The sequence below is a fragment of the Salimicrobium salexigens genome (assembly GCF_900156705.1).
Lineage (GTDB): Bacteria > Bacillota > Bacilli > Bacillales > Halobacillaceae > Salimicrobium > Salimicrobium album.
Window position 1 is genome coordinate 87,247 of record NZ_FTOK01000008.1, and the last position, 16,310, is coordinate 103,556.

Annotated in this window: 18 protein-coding genes; 7 read left to right on the forward strand and 11 right to left on the reverse strand. The window is 48.8% G+C overall.

Features of this window, described 5'->3' with window-relative positions; genetic code table 11:
• Positions 1 to 9 precede the first annotated feature (9 nt).
• The 3 genes from pepT to BW931_RS10625 all read left to right on the forward strand — a co-directional run bounded on the left by pepT (position 10) and on the right by BW931_RS10625 (position 2,290).
• Positions 10 to 1,266 carry a peptidase T gene (gene pepT / locus BW931_RS10615; protein WP_076572172.1) on the forward strand — a complete coding sequence of 419 codons (1,257 nt, stop codon included), beginning with the start codon at positions 10 to 12 and terminating at the stop codon, positions 1,264 to 1,266.
• A gap of 31 nt (positions 1,267 to 1,297) precedes the next feature.
• Positions 1,298 to 1,522, forward strand: coding sequence for a hypothetical protein (locus tag BW931_RS10620; RefSeq protein WP_076572174.1), 225 nt, complete (start codon positions 1,298 to 1,300; stop codon positions 1,520 to 1,522).
• A 96-nt stretch (positions 1,523 to 1,618) separates the two neighbouring features.
• Positions 1,619 to 2,290 carry a GOLPH3/VPS74 family protein gene (locus BW931_RS10625; protein WP_076572176.1) on the forward strand — a complete coding sequence of 224 codons (672 nt, stop codon included), beginning with the start codon at positions 1,619 to 1,621 and terminating at the stop codon, positions 2,288 to 2,290.
• Positions 2,291 to 2,358: 68 nt separating this feature from the next.
• Here BW931_RS10625 and BW931_RS10630 read toward each other — a convergent pair whose 3' ends face one another.
• The 3 genes from BW931_RS10630 to BW931_RS10640 form a co-directional block, all read right to left on the reverse strand.
• Positions 2,359 to 3,270 carry an aldo/keto reductase gene (locus tag BW931_RS10630; protein WP_076572238.1) on the reverse strand — a complete coding sequence of 304 codons (912 nt, stop codon included), beginning with the start codon at positions 3,268 to 3,270 and terminating at the stop codon, positions 2,359 to 2,361.
• A gap of 142 nt (positions 3,271 to 3,412) precedes the next feature.
• Positions 3,413 to 3,850, reverse strand: coding sequence for a universal stress protein (locus tag BW931_RS10635; RefSeq protein ID WP_076572178.1), 438 nt, complete (start codon positions 3,848 to 3,850; stop codon positions 3,413 to 3,415).
• Positions 3,851 to 4,003: 153 nt separating this feature from the next.
• Entirely contained in the window at positions 4,004 to 4,441 is a 438-nt protein-coding gene (locus BW931_RS10640) for a universal stress protein (RefSeq protein WP_076572178.1), read from the reverse strand.
• Positions 4,442 to 4,656: 215 nt separating this feature from the next.
• Here BW931_RS10640 and BW931_RS10645 point away from each other — a divergent pair, with 215 nt between their 5' ends.
• Together BW931_RS10645 and BW931_RS10650 are read left to right on the forward strand one after the other, a co-directional pair.
• A complete protein-coding gene (locus BW931_RS10645) occupies positions 4,657 to 5,700 on the forward strand; it encodes a C45 family autoproteolytic acyltransferase/hydrolase (protein ID WP_076572180.1) in 1,044 nt (347 codons plus the stop codon).
• A 105-nt stretch (positions 5,701 to 5,805) separates the two neighbouring features.
• Complete coding sequence (locus BW931_RS10650; RefSeq protein WP_084193922.1) at positions 5,806 to 6,282, forward strand: glutathione peroxidase; 477 nt, start codon at positions 5,806 to 5,808, stop codon at positions 6,280 to 6,282.
• A 112-nt stretch (positions 6,283 to 6,394) separates the two neighbouring features.
• Here BW931_RS10650 and BW931_RS10655 read toward each other — a convergent pair whose 3' ends face one another.
• The 8 genes from BW931_RS10655 to BW931_RS10690 all read right to left on the reverse strand — a co-directional run bounded on the left by BW931_RS10655 (position 6,395) and on the right by BW931_RS10690 (position 14,458).
• Positions 6,395 to 7,966: an L-lactate permease gene (locus BW931_RS10655; RefSeq protein WP_076572184.1), complete on the reverse strand. Its 1,572-nt coding sequence runs from the start codon at positions 7,964 to 7,966 to the stop codon at positions 6,395 to 6,397.
• Between the two features lie 163 nt (positions 7,967 to 8,129).
• Positions 8,130 to 8,831 (reverse strand): CBS domain-containing protein, encoded by a 702-nt coding sequence (locus tag BW931_RS10660; RefSeq protein WP_076572187.1) that lies wholly within the window; start codon positions 8,829 to 8,831, stop codon positions 8,130 to 8,132.
• Positions 8,832 to 8,966: 135 nt separating this feature from the next.
• Positions 8,967 to 9,629, reverse strand: a complete 663-nt coding sequence (locus BW931_RS10665) for a reverse transcriptase-like protein (protein ID WP_076572189.1) — start codon at positions 9,627 to 9,629, stop codon at positions 8,967 to 8,969.
• Between the two features lie 52 nt (positions 9,630 to 9,681).
• Positions 9,682 to 10,251 carry a GNAT family N-acetyltransferase gene (locus BW931_RS10670; RefSeq protein ID WP_008589005.1) on the reverse strand — a complete coding sequence of 190 codons (570 nt, stop codon included), beginning with the start codon at positions 10,249 to 10,251 and terminating at the stop codon, positions 9,682 to 9,684.
• A 128-nt stretch (positions 10,252 to 10,379) separates the two neighbouring features.
• Positions 10,380 to 11,630 (reverse strand): threonine ammonia-lyase IlvA, encoded by a 1,251-nt coding sequence (ilvA, locus tag BW931_RS10675; RefSeq protein ID WP_076572240.1) that lies wholly within the window; start codon positions 11,628 to 11,630, stop codon positions 10,380 to 10,382.
• 128 nt (positions 11,631 to 11,758) lie between these two features.
• Complete coding sequence (locus BW931_RS10680; protein WP_076572191.1) at positions 11,759 to 12,649, reverse strand: diacylglycerol/lipid kinase family protein; 891 nt, start codon at positions 12,647 to 12,649, stop codon at positions 11,759 to 11,761.
• Entirely contained in the window at positions 12,646 to 13,497 is an 852-nt protein-coding gene (locus BW931_RS10685) for a DUF1206 domain-containing protein (RefSeq protein WP_076572194.1), read from the reverse strand. Before BW931_RS10685 ends, BW931_RS10680 begins: the two co-directional genes overlap by 4 nt.
• 64 nt (positions 13,498 to 13,561) lie before the next feature.
• The gene (locus BW931_RS10690; protein WP_076572196.1) at positions 13,562 to 14,458 is read right to left on the reverse strand and encodes an AEC family transporter; all 897 of its coding nucleotides are present in this window, start codon (positions 14,456 to 14,458) and stop codon (positions 13,562 to 13,564) included.
• Between the two features lie 123 nt (positions 14,459 to 14,581).
• Between BW931_RS10690 and BW931_RS10695 the strand changes: the two genes are divergently transcribed.
• Together BW931_RS10695 and BW931_RS10700 are read left to right on the forward strand one after the other, a co-directional pair.
• On the forward strand, positions 14,582 to 15,613 hold the full coding sequence (locus tag BW931_RS10695; protein WP_076572199.1) for a Mur ligase family protein: 1,032 nt from the start codon (positions 14,582 to 14,584) through the stop codon (positions 15,611 to 15,613).
• Between the two features lie 12 nt (positions 15,614 to 15,625).
• Entirely contained in the window at positions 15,626 to 16,072 is a 447-nt protein-coding gene (locus BW931_RS10700; protein WP_268794170.1) for a glutamate ligase domain-containing protein, read from the forward strand.
• Positions 16,073 to 16,310 lie beyond the last annotated feature (238 nt).

A 16,310-nucleotide genomic window follows, 5' to 3' on the forward strand; every position in this document is an offset into this window, starting at 1 on the left:
AGAGCTATCATGAAAGAAGAATTGCTGCAGCGCTTTATCAGTTACGTAAAGATAGATACCCAATCGGATGAAGCATCGGAAACTACACCTTCCACAGACAAGCAGTGGGAGCTTGCGAACAAATTGGCGGAAGAACTGGAAACAATCGGTATGAGTGAAGTTTCCATCGATGAGAAAGCCTACGTCATGGCCACCCTGCCTTCAAATACTGATAAAGATCTGCCTGTCATCGGCTTCCTTGCGCACATCGATACAGCAACGGACTTTACCGGGAGCGGTGTCTCCCCAAAGGTTTGGAAGAATTATGACGGAGGAGAGCTGAGTCTGAATGACGATACCGTCCTCTCCCCCGATGATTTTCCTTCCCTGCACAAATACGCAGGACATACGCTTGTCACGACAGATGGTACCACACTGCTCGGAGCCGACAACAAAGCAGGGGTGACCGAGATCATGACGGCGATGAACTTTTTGCTCCATAACCCGGAAGTCCCTCATGGAAAAATACGGGTCGCCTTTACGCCCGATGAAGAAATAGGAAAGGGCCCTCACCACTTCGACGTCGAACGCTTCGGTGCCGACTTCGCCTATACGATAGACGGAGGGGAACTCGGGGAACTTGAATACGAAAGCTTCAACGCAGCTTCTGCCACTATCCAGTTCCAGGGGCGCAACGTCCATCCGGGATCGGCGAAAAACAAAATGATTCATGCTTCAAAAATGGCGATGACGTTCGCGTCCTCCCTGCCCGCTTTCGAAGCACCGGAATATACGGAAGAGAAGGAAGGTTTCTTTCACCTGCTCGGCATGGAAGGCGATGTGGAACACGCCGTTCTCTCCTACATTATTCGTGACCACGATAACGAAAAATTTGAAGCGAAAAAGAACTACATGCAAAAAACGGTGGAAGAATTTCGCCGCCTGTATGGCGAGTCAGCCATTTTGCTTTACATGGAAGATCAGTACTACAACATGCGTGAAAAGATTGAACCCGTATTCGAAATCGTGGATGCAGCGGAACAGGCAATGATAAATAAAGGTATCCTGCCGCTCATACGCCCGGTCCGCGGGGGAACAGACGGGTCTCAGCTCTCTTTCATGGGGCTCCCGACGCCTAATATTTTCACCGGCGGCGAAAATTACCACGGTAAATACGAGTACATTTCACTCGACAACATGGAGAAAGCCACTGAAACGATCATCGAACTCTCCCGTCTGTTCGCCGCAGAAAATAAGTTTAACATCCGGAAGAAAAAGGAATCGTGAGAGTAGGAACATTCTTAAAGGTGGTGACATGATGGGTGGAAAAAATAAAGACCACAACGTTGATAACAACAGGAAAATGATAAACGAAGAAGAACGTACGGACCTTGCCGAGAAATTCAAAGAAGAAGAATTGACGGACGATATTCCTATGGAAGCGCTCGAACTCGATGAAAAAGGGAACAGAAAGAAAAAAGAATTCATGAAAGATTCTCAGAGCGAGAAGAAATATCGGAAAGACCGTGACAATCAGGACTGATAAAAGCTGATGCCCTCCTAAATGATGAAGAAGGGCATCAGCTTTATTTTTTGAAACTTTTCCCTTTCCGTACATTATTTAAAAGGAGGAATAGTTATGCTGACTATTGCAGAAGAACTTCTGCTTCTCGCTTTGCATGATCGGAAAGGCTCGGTAACTATGCGGGCTTCCTCTTCCCTGAAATTCGGGCTGGCGGGAGCGTTCATCAGCGAACTTGCATTAAATGAACGCGTCGCAGCTGAAGGGAAGAAACTCACCGTCATAAATCCCGCCCCGGTTGATGATCCTCTGTTAAACGACGTATTCCAGGAAATTAAAAACTCTAAAAAAGACCGTAAAATCAGAGTCTGGGTCGAGAAGTTCGGGAACCGGATGAGAAAGCGGCAAAAAACCATGTCTTCCCGTCTTGTGGAGAAGGGGATACTTGAAGAGAGTCATCACAGCTTTCTCGGTATCTTCACCTGGGTAACCTACCCCGCTTCTGATAACACAAAAGAAGAGGATATCCGCATGAGGGTAACGGAAGCCCTGGAAGAAACCGACCTCCCGGACGAACGTACACTCATTCTGCTCAGCCTGATTAATGCCTGTGATCTCGTGAAGGAAGTTTTCCCTAAGAAAGAAGCGCGCGCGAAGAAAAAACAGATCAAAGCATGGACGAAGCGCAATCCTTACGGAAAAGCTGTAAATGAGGCCGTAGACGCCACAAATGCCGCCGTTTATGCAGCAGCAGGTGCAGCAGCTATCTCTTCCGGCGGTTCTTCCTGATTTTTCCCGGAAAAATAAAAGCAGGAATCCCGGGAGGCTGCTCCCGCAGGGTTCCTGCTTTTATTATATTATGGCAGATCATTACCCCCAGCGCGGTAAAGCTCGTACCACTCTTCCTTCGTAAGTTTCACTTCCGACGCTTTCGCAATATCTTCGAGACGCTGTTTGTTCATCGTACCGACAATCGGCTGGATGCCTGCAGGGTGACGCAGAATCCATGCGATGGCGATAGCCGAATCGGTCACACCATAGCGGGAAGCGACCTGCTGCAGTTTTTCATTGATTTCCGGAAAATCACTGTTTCCGACGAAGGCGCCTTCAATCATACCATGCTGAAAAGGGGACCAGGCCTGAAGTGAAATATTATTCAGACGGCTGTATTCGATGATTTCCCCGTCCCGGTTTACTGCTGAACTATTCTCCATATTCACATTCAGTCCGTGATCGATCATTACCGTCTGCATAAGACTCAACTGCACCTGGTTAACGATCAGCTCCTGATCAACCGTTTCCTGCAGCAGCTCTGTCTGCATAGGATTGTGGTTACTGACACCGAAATGACGGACTTTCCCGTCGTTCTCCAGTTTAGTGAAGGCTTCAGCCACTTCCTCCGGTTCCATAAGAGCATCGGGACGGTGCAGCAGTAATACATCCAAGTATTCTGTATTCAGACGTTTCAGACTTCCTTCCACCGAAGATATGATATGTTCCTTGGAAAAGTCGAAGAAACCATCCCGGATTCCGCACTTTGATTGCAGAACCATCTTTTCGCGCAGGGACGGTTCAATCGCGCTTGCGAACGCCTTCTCAGCCTCACCCTTTCCGTAAATATCGGCGTGATCGAAGAAATCGATACCGAGGTCCATCGACTTATCTATCATTGCACGTGCATCATTTTTCGTCATCCCGGCCATACGCATGCAGCCGAGTCCGATTTCCGGCACACTCAGGTCGCTCGTGCCGAGGTTCATTCTTTTCACCATCATTAGCCTCCTATATTGTACATATGTTCAAAACGTGCGTTTCCCCTGAAACTATCTGCAATGATACAAAGGAGGGGTTTCTGAGTCAGCGCTCAAAAAACCCCTCTCGCGACTTTTTTCATATACGGACCTCACACTGTTATTTAACGACCAGCACGGGTTTCGTGCACTTTTGAACTACGTTGTTACTTACACTGCCGAGAAGCAGTTTCTTAACTCCTCCAAGCCCGCGGCTTCCTACAATAACGAGATCCACATCATGCTCTTTGGCATACGCACAAATCTTCTGGCCCGGGTTTCCCTCTTCCTCTCCATAAGATATTTGGGTCACCACTGACGTGTCTTCCTCCTGTTCGAGTTCCACTTTAATTGCTTCCATTTCTTTCTCAAACCGTTCGGCCAGCTCTTTACCTATGTCTTCGGCCATTTTGGCATTTGTCGCGGGCCCCGTCGTATTTATGACTGAAAGTAAGTGGATTTCACGATGATCCGCCTTAACGGCCTGGGTTTTAGCTTCCTCGACAGCGTGTCTACTGAGTTCACTTCCGTCATAAGCTATCAGGATCTTTTTGGTCATGTGGCATCTCCTCCATTTTAAAATTTTCCTTACAGTACTATATTCCTACTAAAGCGCAAGGCTAAACGTTGTAAACGGTTTAAAGGAGGGGTTTCTGAGTCAGCGCTCAAAAAACCCCTCTCGCGACTTTTTTCATATACGGACCTCACACTGTTATTTAACGACCAGCACGGGTTTCGTGCACTTTTGAACTACGTTGTTACTTACACTGCCGAGAAGCAGTTTCTTAACTCCTCCAAGCCCGCGGCTTCCTACAATAACGAGATCCACATCATGCTCTTTGGCATACGCACAAATCTTCTGGCCCGGGTTTCCCTCTTCCTCTCCATAAGATATTTGGGTCACCACTGACGTGTCTTCCTCCTGTTCGAGTTCCACTTTAATTGCTTCCATTTCTTTCTCAAACCGTTCGGCCAGCTCTTTACCTATGTCTTCGGCCATTTTGGCATTTGTCGCGGGCCCCGTCGTATTTATGACTGAAAGTAAGTGGATTTCACGATGATCCGCCTTAACGGCCTGGGTTTTAGCTTCCTCGACAGCGTGTCTACTGAGTTCACTTCCGTCATAAGCTATCAGGATCTTTTTGGTCATGTGGCATCTCCTCCATTTTAAAATTTTCCTTACAGTACTATATTCCTACTAAAGCGCAAGGCTAAACGTTGTAAACGGTTTATTAGTGAACAGTTTTCAAAACTTTTCGAATCGTTGCCCCGCCAGGGCTGAACCGATAAACAAATAAATTGCAGGAGTTCTTTCTTTTCTTTACACTTAATTCTACGTTATTAACCAAAGGGGATTGTACTATCGTGAGACAAGTCTACAGCGACGTATACCAGTTCAGAGGTTCCCATTACGATTTCGGTTTCCGGCAGGGCGAATGGCTCCGGAACTCTCCCATCCTCGCCAATCGGGATAAGCAGTGGGAAGGGAAAAGAGACCGTCATTTCATTATAGATTTCGATGAAATAAAAAGTATGTTCGACCGCTTCTCCCCCGGCATATGGGACGAAATTCGCGGGCTTGCCGATGCGCTGGATCTTTCGATGGAGACAGCCATCCAGAACTTCGGCGGTTACTATCTTGAATTCGGTAAAAGCGGCTGCTCCATTTATACGAATGAGCATGTGCTTGTCAGAAACTATGACAGTGACCCCGTCGCTTACGAAGGCCGTTATATGCTGTACCAGCCGACGGATGGAGGTTACGCGACGATCGGACCTTCCATGCAGATTACGGGACGGACAGACGGGATGAACGAGCACGGACTCTCCATGGGGTACAACTTCATCAACCGTGTCGGCTCGGATACCGGATTTCTCTGTAATATGATTGGACGTATGATCCTTGAGAATAGCCGGACGATCGAAGAAGCGATCGATTTACTGAAGAACATCCCGCATCGCCGGGCTTTCAGCTATGTACTCCTCGACTCTTCCGGCCGTTCCGTCGTCGCAGAGGCTTCGGCCCGTGACGTGAAAGTGAGGGAAGGGAATATAAGCACCAATCACTTTCACAAACTGACAGAGGAAAACCGCTACCGTATGGATGATTCACTCGGCCGCTATCAGGCTATGGAAGACGCCGTGCCTGAAGATATTTACAGTTCCTATCAGCTGTTGAACAATACGGATGAACAGGTTTTTTCCTACAAGTACGGAGCCTGGGCAGGCACAATTCATACAGCCGCCTATCTGCCGGAGAAAAAGCAGGCATGGTTCACCCACGGAGCGGACCGGCTGCCGATGCTTTTCAACTTTGAAGACTGGCTGAACGGGGAAGATACGAAGGCCAGGAAAGTTAAAGGATATATCGATTCTCCCCACCCTTTCGTAAACATGGAGTACCAGTGAATACTGATATAAATCTTGAATTCAAGCATCAAGAAATAAAGCGATTCATATCATTACTAATAACCTCGCTTTTTCGGTAAAATATAAGGAAAAGGAGGATCTATGATGAGCGTACATGATATTTCAGTTACGAAAGAGAACGGGGAAACTTACAGTCTGGATGCCTATAAAGGGAAAGTGCTGATGATCGTCAACACTGCCACAAAATGCGGTCTGAAGGGACAGTTTGATGAACTGGAGGAGCTGTATAAGAAATACCAGGACGAGGGATTCGTCGTTCTCGGGTTTCCGAGCAACCAGTTCGCCAATCAGGAACCGGGGTCCGCACAGGATGCAGCGGAACAGTGTCGTCTCAACTACGGGGTGACATTTCCTATGCATGAGAAGATTAAAGTGAACGGAGATGACACGCACGAACTTTTCAGGCACCTGAAAGAACAGTCAGGCGGCATGCTCGGTGATGGCATCAAATGGAACTTCACTAAATTTCTCGTCGACCAGGACGGGAATGTCGTAGAGCGCTATGCTCCTCAGACTTCACCGAAAAAAGCGGAAGAGGATATCAGGAAACTCGTTTCTTGATCGCTTTATAATCCACAGAGCTAAATGAACACCGTAAATAAAAGACACAACAACACCGAAGCCTATTCGGTGCAGTTGTGTCTTTTCAATTTTGGGCCGGTGTATGGAACAGTTAAAAGAGCAGATAAGCGACGACGCCCGTCATCAGTCCATACAGCAGGGCAGGGATAACCGTCTTACGGATGATTTCCCCTTCTTTCCCGGAAAGACCGACGACGGTTCCGGCAGCTACTACGTTATGTACGCAGATCATGTTACCCGCCGCCGCTCCGAGAAGCTGCAGGGCCAGTACCGTGCGCATGCCGAGGCCGGCCTGCTCGGCGATATTGAACTGGACCGGGGAAAACGTAAGTGTGGAGACCGTTGCACTTCCGGTGATGAATGAACCGATTTCCCCAAGGAACGGCGCTACAATCAGCCACATGAAGCCAAGATTTTCGGACAGAAAACCTGCAATGTACTGCGGCATACTGACAAAGTCTGACGTATTCATACCGGAATTGGAGAATACCTGGACGAGTGCGAGCGTCGCAAAAAGAGCAAGAGCGGCATCTTTCATTGAGAATAACGACTCCCGGGAAGCATCCAGAAAGTGACGGAACGGTTTCCTCTGAATAAACACCGAGGCTATAGTAGCCAGCACAAGTACGCTTCCCGGAGAATAGAGAATCTCCCATGCGGACGTAATCCCTTCCACTCCCAGAATATCCGGCCACGTCGCATCAATCCACGTCTTCGCCGCATCTCTCACGACCGGCACAATCCGTGTCAGTAACAATAATACTACGATGAGGACGTACGGGGCCCAGGCAGCAACGAGAGAGATGTCCGAAGACTTCTCTTCTGTCCCTTCCTGCTTGGCATCCATCCACACTCTTTTCGGGACGAGCCACCCTTTCCCGGCGGTAACCGAAGCGGTCAGAAGACCTGTCAGAGCAGCAAGAATAGCTACGAACTCGAAACCGAACAGCGTAGCGTATAATAATGCGGACGACGTATAAACGAAACCGACGACAAGAGCCCAGGGGGCTATCTCAAGCACATCCTTCCAGTTCCTGTTCTTACCGAAGAACATCGTAAGCAGCACAACGAGAACCAGAGGTACAAAGGATCCGGTGAACATATCGATTTGTGTAATCCTTACAGCCACTTCATTATATAACGTTCCGTCCGCACCGGGCAGGTTGCTGAGGCCCACCTGCAGCGGCGTGCCGACAGCTCCGAACGGTACAGCTGCACTATCCGCCACAAGAGCGAGTGTGGCAGCTGCAAGAGGATTGAACCCGAGAGCCACAAGTAAAGGCCCCGTAACCGCTGCCGGCGTACCGAATCCGGCCGCTCCTTCCAACAAAGAGCCGAACAGAAACGCGACGATAACCGCCTGAACTCTCATGTCAGGTGAAATATTGCGGAATCCCTGATTGATACGGTCGACCGCTCCCGTCCGCCGCAAAGTATTCAAAAGTACAATCGCTCCGAACAGAATGAACAGAATCGTTAAAGCTTTATGACCTCCTTCAAGTACCGAGGCAGCAATCACCTTTCCGTTCATCCCCCATATGGTGTAGGCGAGCAGAAGCACAAGAACCGCACTGTATGCCATTCCTTTTTTTGCAGCCATACGAAATACCACCAAAAATAAAAACGGAAGTATGACTGCTGCCGAAGCAGTTAATAAAAGCATAAAAGCCCCTCCTTTCTCTGTAACTGACACATTTTGTTATATTGCTCAACTTTTATGTTATCCGGCCCCGAAGAGTACACGAACGCGCGCGATATGTAACCGCTATCAAAATAAAACTGAAAAAACAGGAGAGAGGCTGCATGCAAAAACACCTCTTCCCTGTTTACGATTCTCCGATAATGTGATGCGGGGTAATGATACCGAGAAGTTTCTCATTCGGAGTGCCATTCTCGGTAATGAGAATCGCTTCCGGCCGGAAACTGCTCGAAGGGTTCCCTTTCATCATATCCACAGCCTGGTGCACGGTCGTTTTGCGACTTATGAATTTGTAGTGATCTTTACGGACTTCTACAGCCAGCACTTCCCCGATCGTCGTTCCGTTCAGATTCAAATGCTCCTCGTTAATATGGGAGGATAACCATTGAGTAATCCCCCGCGGCGTCAGGAGCCCTTTGAAGCCGCTGTTTCCGTATACGGGAAACTGGGAAAATTCCTTCTCCTTCACGATTGCGAGAAGGGAAGCGAGAGTGTCGTCCAGATGAAAAGTCTGAACATACCTGCTGAAAGCCGGTATAACGAGTTTCGGTCTGGTAAGTTCCGCTTCAATGTTCAAAATATGCTCCACCGTTTTTTCATGCGGTTCCGCAATAATATAATTGGGCATGACCCTGTTATGTACGATTGCATTGCGCAGTTCGGCAAATTCCAGCAGATCATTTTGAAACCGCTTGACCACCGCATTCCGTTTGCTGAAGTAATTGACCAGTGAAGCGAAAGGGATGTAATCCTCTGTTTCTTTCCAGCGATTCAGGTGCTGATCGATCCGGTTATAGGCACTTAAAAAAGTATCCGCATTCTTTCCCATCCTATCTCCCCCTACAGGCGCCGGTGCGCTCGGCTGCATCCAGTTTTCACTATATCACCACCGGACCTTCGGTTACAAAGTATTTCCGGGGAAATAACGGGTGATTATCGTATTTTTTATAAAGGTACTCCGCGTTTATGGCTGCTCGATTACTATTTGACTTTCAATCTGTACCCCATCGAGTGCCTGCGTGGCGAGACGATCGGCTTCGCTGTTTTCCTTCCGGGGGACATGGAGGTAAGTCGCTTCCAGCCCGCTTTCTGCCAGCCTGGCGTCAATACGATCTGCCCAGGTCAGAAAAACCGGATCGTAACACTCCCACTCTTCTTTCATCTGATTAATCACAAGACGTGAATCTCCTTTTATGCAGATCGGCTGGTAACGTATTCCGAGCATGGCCAGTTCCTGGACAGCCAGGTGCAGTGCTGCATACTCAGCCTCGTTGCTTGAGGTCAGCTCGTCCACGAGGGCATTTTTCCGGACGCGGTACCTCTCCCCGCTCTTTTCGTAATAGATCGCACAGCCCAGTCCCGCCCGTCCGTACTCTATTTCATAGCCACCGTCAAAATAGACATATACATCGTGCGGCTCGGTCTGTATTTTCTCTATGAATGCCTTAAGTTCCTTACGCAAAAATCTTTCCCCGTTGTTATTCTGAAAGACTATTTCACGGACACGGCCCATTTTCTGAAGATCCGCTTCCAGCTCCAGGGCCGTTTCAATATTCATCTCCTCCGTAAAACAGGTGATAACCGGCCCCTTCGGCACTTTATACAAGTAGCTTATGGTCAATTGCATATGCAACCCCCCTTTTTCTTTCCCGGCATAAAAAAGGCCAGAGACAAGGCCTTCAGGAAGGACTTTTGCCTCTGGTCTTCTGCCATTCGCTGCGCATGATGCCCATCTTCACCGCATCAAAGAATTCTCCGTCCACTTTCCGGGCTTCACGGACACGGGCTTCTTCAAGCATGCCCACTTTTTCCCCGACGTGGATCATACGGGAATTTCCGGACCAGGTGCTTAAACCGAGCCGGTGCAGTCCAGTCGCTTCGAACAGATAATCGATCCAGTGCTGGTACGCTTCCGAGCCGTAACCGCCGTTCCAGTAGTGTTTATCATAAATGACGATCCCCGTTTCCAGCCAGTCCGTGTTCGGATCGACCCAGTACGAACCGACAGCTCCAACAACTGTATCGTCAATTTCAATAACGAGAGAGCTCGGCACGCCTTCCATAATATAATACTGCTGTTCCCAGCTTTGGTAGAATTCCTCTTTCGTTGCATGCTGTTCGGGAATATACGGCCCATTCCATTCTCTTGAGGCCTGTTCCTCCTCTTCAAACTGCCAGTAATAGAGCACATCTATATCTTCTTTGTAAGGTTCCCGCAGAATGGTCTTTTCACCTTTGATTTCTATCATTACTTGCCCCTCCGTCTGTCAAAAACATCTCTTTTGTCTTTGTCGTCTCCATTATCACAAAGATGAGACTTTTACGCAAAAAAGACTTTCCCTGGTAAAAAGAGAAAGCCTTTATTCGTTAAACTTTTTTACACTAAAAGATTGAAAAGCTCCTGATTTTTGTTCAACTCTGTATACGTGAATCCGTGTTCTTCCATCCGCCGGATAAGGCCGTGGTAGTCTTCGTACTGTTTCAGTTCAATACCGACAAGAACCGGTCCTTTTTCACGGTTGTTCTTCTTCGTATACTCAAACCGGGTGATGTCCTCCGTATCACCCAGGACGTTGAACACGAATTCTTTGAGGGCTCCGGTCCGCTGTGGAAAATTGACGATAAAATAGTGCTTCAGTCCTTCGTAGATGAGGGAACGTTCTTTCATTTCCTGCATTCTGGAAATATCGTTATTCCCTCCACTGATGACACAAACGATCGTTTTCCCTTTTATCTCTTCCCGGTAGAAGTCGAGAGCCGTTACCGGCAGGGCTCCGGCCGGTTCCGCGATGATCGCGTTCTCGTTATAAAGGTTCAGAATGGTCGTACACACCTTCCCTTCCGGAACGCATACGACATCTTCCATAACCTGTCGGGCAATCTGGAAAGTAAGTTCACCGACCCGCGCCACAGATGCCCCGTCGACAAATTTATCGATCCAATCGAGCGTTTCCACTTTCCTGCTCTCGAGAGACATCTTCATGGAAGGCGCCCCTTCCGGCTCCACACCGATAATTTTCGTCTCGGGGGAATTCTCTTTTACGTACGTGCCGACTCCCGCAGAAAGACCGCCACCGCCTACACTCATGAACACATGGGAAATCGGCTCATCCATGTCCTCTATGATTTCTTTCCCGACGGTGCCCTGACCTGCTATCGTCCGCTTGTCATCGAAAGGGTGCACGAACGTCATCCCTTCTTCTTCGCACGCTTTATGAGCTTCTTTGTATGCATCATCAAAAGAATCGCCGGTTATAACGATGTCTACCCATTTATCCCCGAAGAAAGAAACCTGGGAAATCTTCTGTTTTGGCGTAGTCGTCGGCATAAACACTTTCCCCCTGATGCCGAGCTTCTGGCAGGAAAGTGCAACCCCTTGAGCGTGGTTGCCGGCACTGGCACACACTACTCCTTTTTCGCGGGCGCCATCACTCAGGTTTTTGATGTTATTGTATGCCCCGCGTATTTTAAATGACCGCACCGGCTGTAGATCTTCTCTTTTTAAGTAGACGTTACAGTCATAGCGGGCGGAAAGAACTTCATCTTTAAGTAATGGAGAACGTATCGCCGCTTCTTCCACTGTTTTGGCAGCTTTCCGGATATCTTCCCCCGTCACTAATTTATCCATAACTTGACCCTCGCTTTTATTTACGCTCATAGCCCCATCCTTTTCTGAAACCGAATTTTAAGCACTATTTTAACATAGGAAAAGAGCTGTGACAGCTTAAATTCTTATTTTTCTTACACAGGTTCCGGCTATTCCTCCGGCACGTAAACGTTCAGTTCGTTGTGAAGCAGGCGTGCTTCAAACGGCAGTTTCATCCCTTCGTCCCCGTCTATATTTACGACGAGATTGAGCGATGTATCGACTTTCATGTCAGTGGCGGTGAAGTATTCCACCTGTTCATTACTCTTAAGCTCCCCCCTGAACAGATCGGGGATGAGCTGGACCACTTTCGGCAGAGAAAACTCTTTCAGAATGAATACGTGAAACGCTCCGTCGTTTACCTCCGCCTCCCGCGCGAAAGTTTCGATGCCTCCGACGGAATTTGTCAGAGCTACGAGGACGAGATAGGCTTTCCCCTCCCATTTCTTTCCGTCGTAATCTATCGAAAGATCGAAGGGGGTCTCTTCCCTGATGGCTTGCGCCCCTTCAATCAAATAGGCAAGAGGACCGAATTTGGATTTTTGTTCCGGGGACACCTGATACACAGCCTCCGCGATAGCACCGACGGCCAGTACATTCATGAAATAACGTTCACCGGTAATTTTGCCGATGTCGACGGATCGGGTATTGGACGTTTCCAGAACGCCGATAGCTTTCCTTTCATCCATCGGTATACCGAGAGCTCTAGCGAAATCGTTTACAGTTCCGAGCGGTACGAAGCCGAACACGGGCTTGTGGTCTTTCTCCGCCAGACCGTTGATACTCTCATTGATAGTACCGTCGCCTCCCATGGCGACGAGGGCGTCGTACTTCCCGAAAGAAGCTTCCTCCGCAAATCGGGTCGCATCCCCCTCCCCTTCCGTATATTTCACTGTAACTTCTTCGTGCTGCTTTTTCAGTGCAGTCACTGCTTGCTCTTCGAACTTCAATCCCTTTTCCTGACCGGAAGAAGGATTGATAATTAACATTGCTTTCGTCATGACTTTTCCCTCTCTTTCTTCCCGAACTGCATATGTTCATATCTGCCCCGGGTTACTTGATAAATGCCGTAAAGGATGAGACCTGCCGAAACGAAACCGAGAATCCAGCGTCCGAATGGCTGGGAGGCGATTTCCGAAAGCGCCCCGTCCAGCCCTTTGGCCTGACCCGGATCGTGACTCAGAGCGGTCCTTATGAAGAAAAAACCGATCAGTCCAAAGACAGCACCACGGGAAACGAGCCCTGCAGTGCCCGTATTTTTAGCTATTTTCCTCTCATGATAGTCCATGTCCCCAATCAGGAATGCTTTCATAAACCGTTGTGTCAGGCCGTTTGTGATTTCATAGACGCCGTAACCGATAACACCGGCTCCTATTCCGCCGAGAATCCAGGCTCCAAAAGGCTGCTGTAACAGCTTTGCCGATAATGTATTCCCGGATCCTCCTCCGCCGGAGATGGTATTGACCGCAATACCGATAGCCTGCACTGCCAATACAGTATAAATGCCTGCGTTGATAAAGTAGGCGAACCGTTTTATCAGACCGCCCATTCCTTTCCCTTCACCTTTGGGATCCAGAAACGCTTTTATCAGTACCCATCCTATATACATGAAAAGTCCGAGGCCCATCAGCCAGACGAGGATGTTGCCGAGCGGTATACGAGCCAGTGACTGGAACATGCCGGATGTCCCCGTCGCTTTCCCGCCGAAACCTGCAGCCGCAAGCAGAGCAAGGAGGCCCACTATAAAGTAGACGCAGCCTTTGGCCATATAACCTATCCTGGCAGATCTTCTTATCCAGGGCTTTATCTCTTCCCTGTCGTACTCATCCGGGTGGATAGACTTCCCCATACGTTCCCCCTCTTTTCGTCTATAGCTGCTGCATGGAAGTTTCCCTTTTTTCACAAACAGAAACTTATATATAAAACATCAGGAGCGCAGGAATTGTTATGATACTGAGCAGCGTAGTCACGAGTGTAATTCCGGAAACCAGTTCCGGTTTTGCGTCAAACTGAACGGCGTAGATAGTGGTGGTGGCCGCCGACGGCATAGCTGCCTGTACAATCAGTACACTGGCCATCAGTTTACTCATGGGAAGAAGCGCCACCAGAGCGAACGCTATCACCGGAGATGCTACAAGTCGCAGGACAGAGGCATACGACACCTTCTTCCAGTCCAGGGACGTAACGCTTATTTCAGCCAGCTGCATGCCGAGCACGATCATAATCGTCGGAACGGTGGCTGCAGCGACGAGCTCTATCGCTCCCATCACGGTTTCTCCGACAGAAACCCCGCCGAACTTCATCACTAATGCGAGCAGCACGGCGTAGGTCGGAGGCATTTTCAATACAGACAGTCCTGCCATCTTCAAGCCGGCCCGCCCTTTTGCTGCATAGTAAACACCGAAGAAATTCATAATGATCGAGTGCAGTACCATCAGGGAAACTGCATAAATGAATCCCTCTTCTCCGAACGCAAAAAGGATAATCGGCGACCCGTAATTCCCGGAATTCATGAAAGCCGTAGAGAGAATGAGTGCACTTTCTGTCGAAGTACTGTATCCTTTTATCCAGGCGTAGATTTTGTTTATGATCAGCATAATGAATAACAGAAGCAGGGCGAACACCAGCATCATAATATAGTCCCGGTTCAGGTCTGCCGTATAAAACGTTTCAAATACAAGACAGGGAAGCATAATGTACATGCCTACTGTCGAAACGGAACGTATGTCCAGACGCCCTGCCTTCTGAATGATATATCCTGCCAGAAATACTGCGATGACGGGCAGGACCACTTCCACAAACACTCCCATACTATCCTTCCCTTTCCAAAATCATTATATCTTCTTTCAACATACCACATTTACCCGTTTCAACGCCCGGCCTTACGGGTAATTAAAAGTTATTAACTCTTCCAGACAGAAAGGGCATCCCTTATGATTAACCTCACAGAACTTCTTCATTCCTATTACATAAATTCTTACGGACCGCTCACTCTTCCGGTCCGCCAGTTCACCCTTCATTCCGCAGTTCCGAACGAACAGGGCGTCTTCTTCTGCAAATCCGGTAAGCGCAGCGGCTTGGATTATGTCGACGAAGCTGTCGCTAACGGAGGAATCTGCGTTATTGGAACGGACCCGTCTCTTCTCGGGGAGCGCGAGCGCCATCCGGACGTTACGTTCATCATCGTATCCGACCTCCCCCCCGTCATCACCCTCCTTCTCCGGACCGTCTATAACAGCGTCTTCGACGAGATGGAATTCTTCGGAGTGACGGGCACGAACGGGAAAACGACAGTAACCTATATGATTTCCACCCTTTTGAACAGATTCGGTTTCAAGACAGGATCTGTCGGTACGGAAGGTGTAATGACCAGTGATCTGCAACCCATGGATTACAATAAAACGACGCCCACGACACCCGAAGCCCCTGAGCTCGCCCGCATCATCAGCCATTTCCACAGCGAATCCTACCAGACCATGGTATATGAGGCCACATCTATCGCCCTGGATCAGGAAAGGACGACATTCATCCCGGTGGATACGGGAGTGTTTACGAATTTCAGCAGGGACCACATGGATTATCATGAGACGATCGAACATTACTTAAACTCGAAAATGAAGCTTGCCGAGGCCGCCCGTACTCTCGTTTTCTCTCTGGACTCCCCTGTCTTCCGGTCTTTGAAAGATTTCGGAAAACCGGTACGGACGTTCAGTCTTCTCGATGCCGCGGCGGATTTCTACGGAAAACGGATCACCTACGACGAGAACGGATCAAGGTTCGTGTTGCACGCCGACGGGGAACGTTTTGACGTCTACACACCTTTTATCGGAGAGCACAACATATACAATTTATTGAGCGCTTTTGCGGTTCTGTATGACAAAGGAATCCCGGTCCGGGCCATCGTTGAGGAAGCTGCGAAACTCCCGCCGCTCCGAAACAGGTTCCAGCTTCTTACGGTGTGCTAGCGCCGCTTCATCCTGGATTTTGCCCACACCCCGGCGGCCCTGGAGAAATCTCTCGGGGCCGCGCGTACGCTTGCGGATGGGAAGCTGATTGCGATGGTGAACGGCATCGGTCTCCGCGGAATCGATAAAGTCAAAAAAATGGCCAAAACGCTCACCCCTGATGTCGATTCTGTGGTGCTTGGAGCAGAGCAGGTTGGATATGTGGAACCGTCGGTAGTCATCCGTGCGATGCAGGAAGCCCTCCCCCCGGATATTTCAGAGGACAGAGTAACAACGGCGATGAGCCGGAAAGAAGCTATTGCTGCCTGTATCGGACAGTCCTCCCCGGGAGACACTATTCTGCTTACGGGCATCAACGAGCCGCAGCACTACAAAGGTACTCTGATTCCTCACGATGATATCGAGGAAATAAGCACTCATTTTTCCGCTTCCTGCGCGGACCCGAAACCGCTTGTCTGAACCTTATACCTTTATCGTAAAACAGGAAAAAGGCCCGGTCCTCTGCTTTCACAGAAGGCCGGGCCCTTATTAGTAAATATAATTATTATATTATAGCATACTAAGAATAAAGCTGATGACTACGATGAGACCAATGATCATTAAAATAGTTCGAAGCATATTTTTCACTCCTTGCTTTGTCATGTTACGTATACCTTTCCTTATCCCTTATATCTTGAAACATTTTTGTGCATATTTC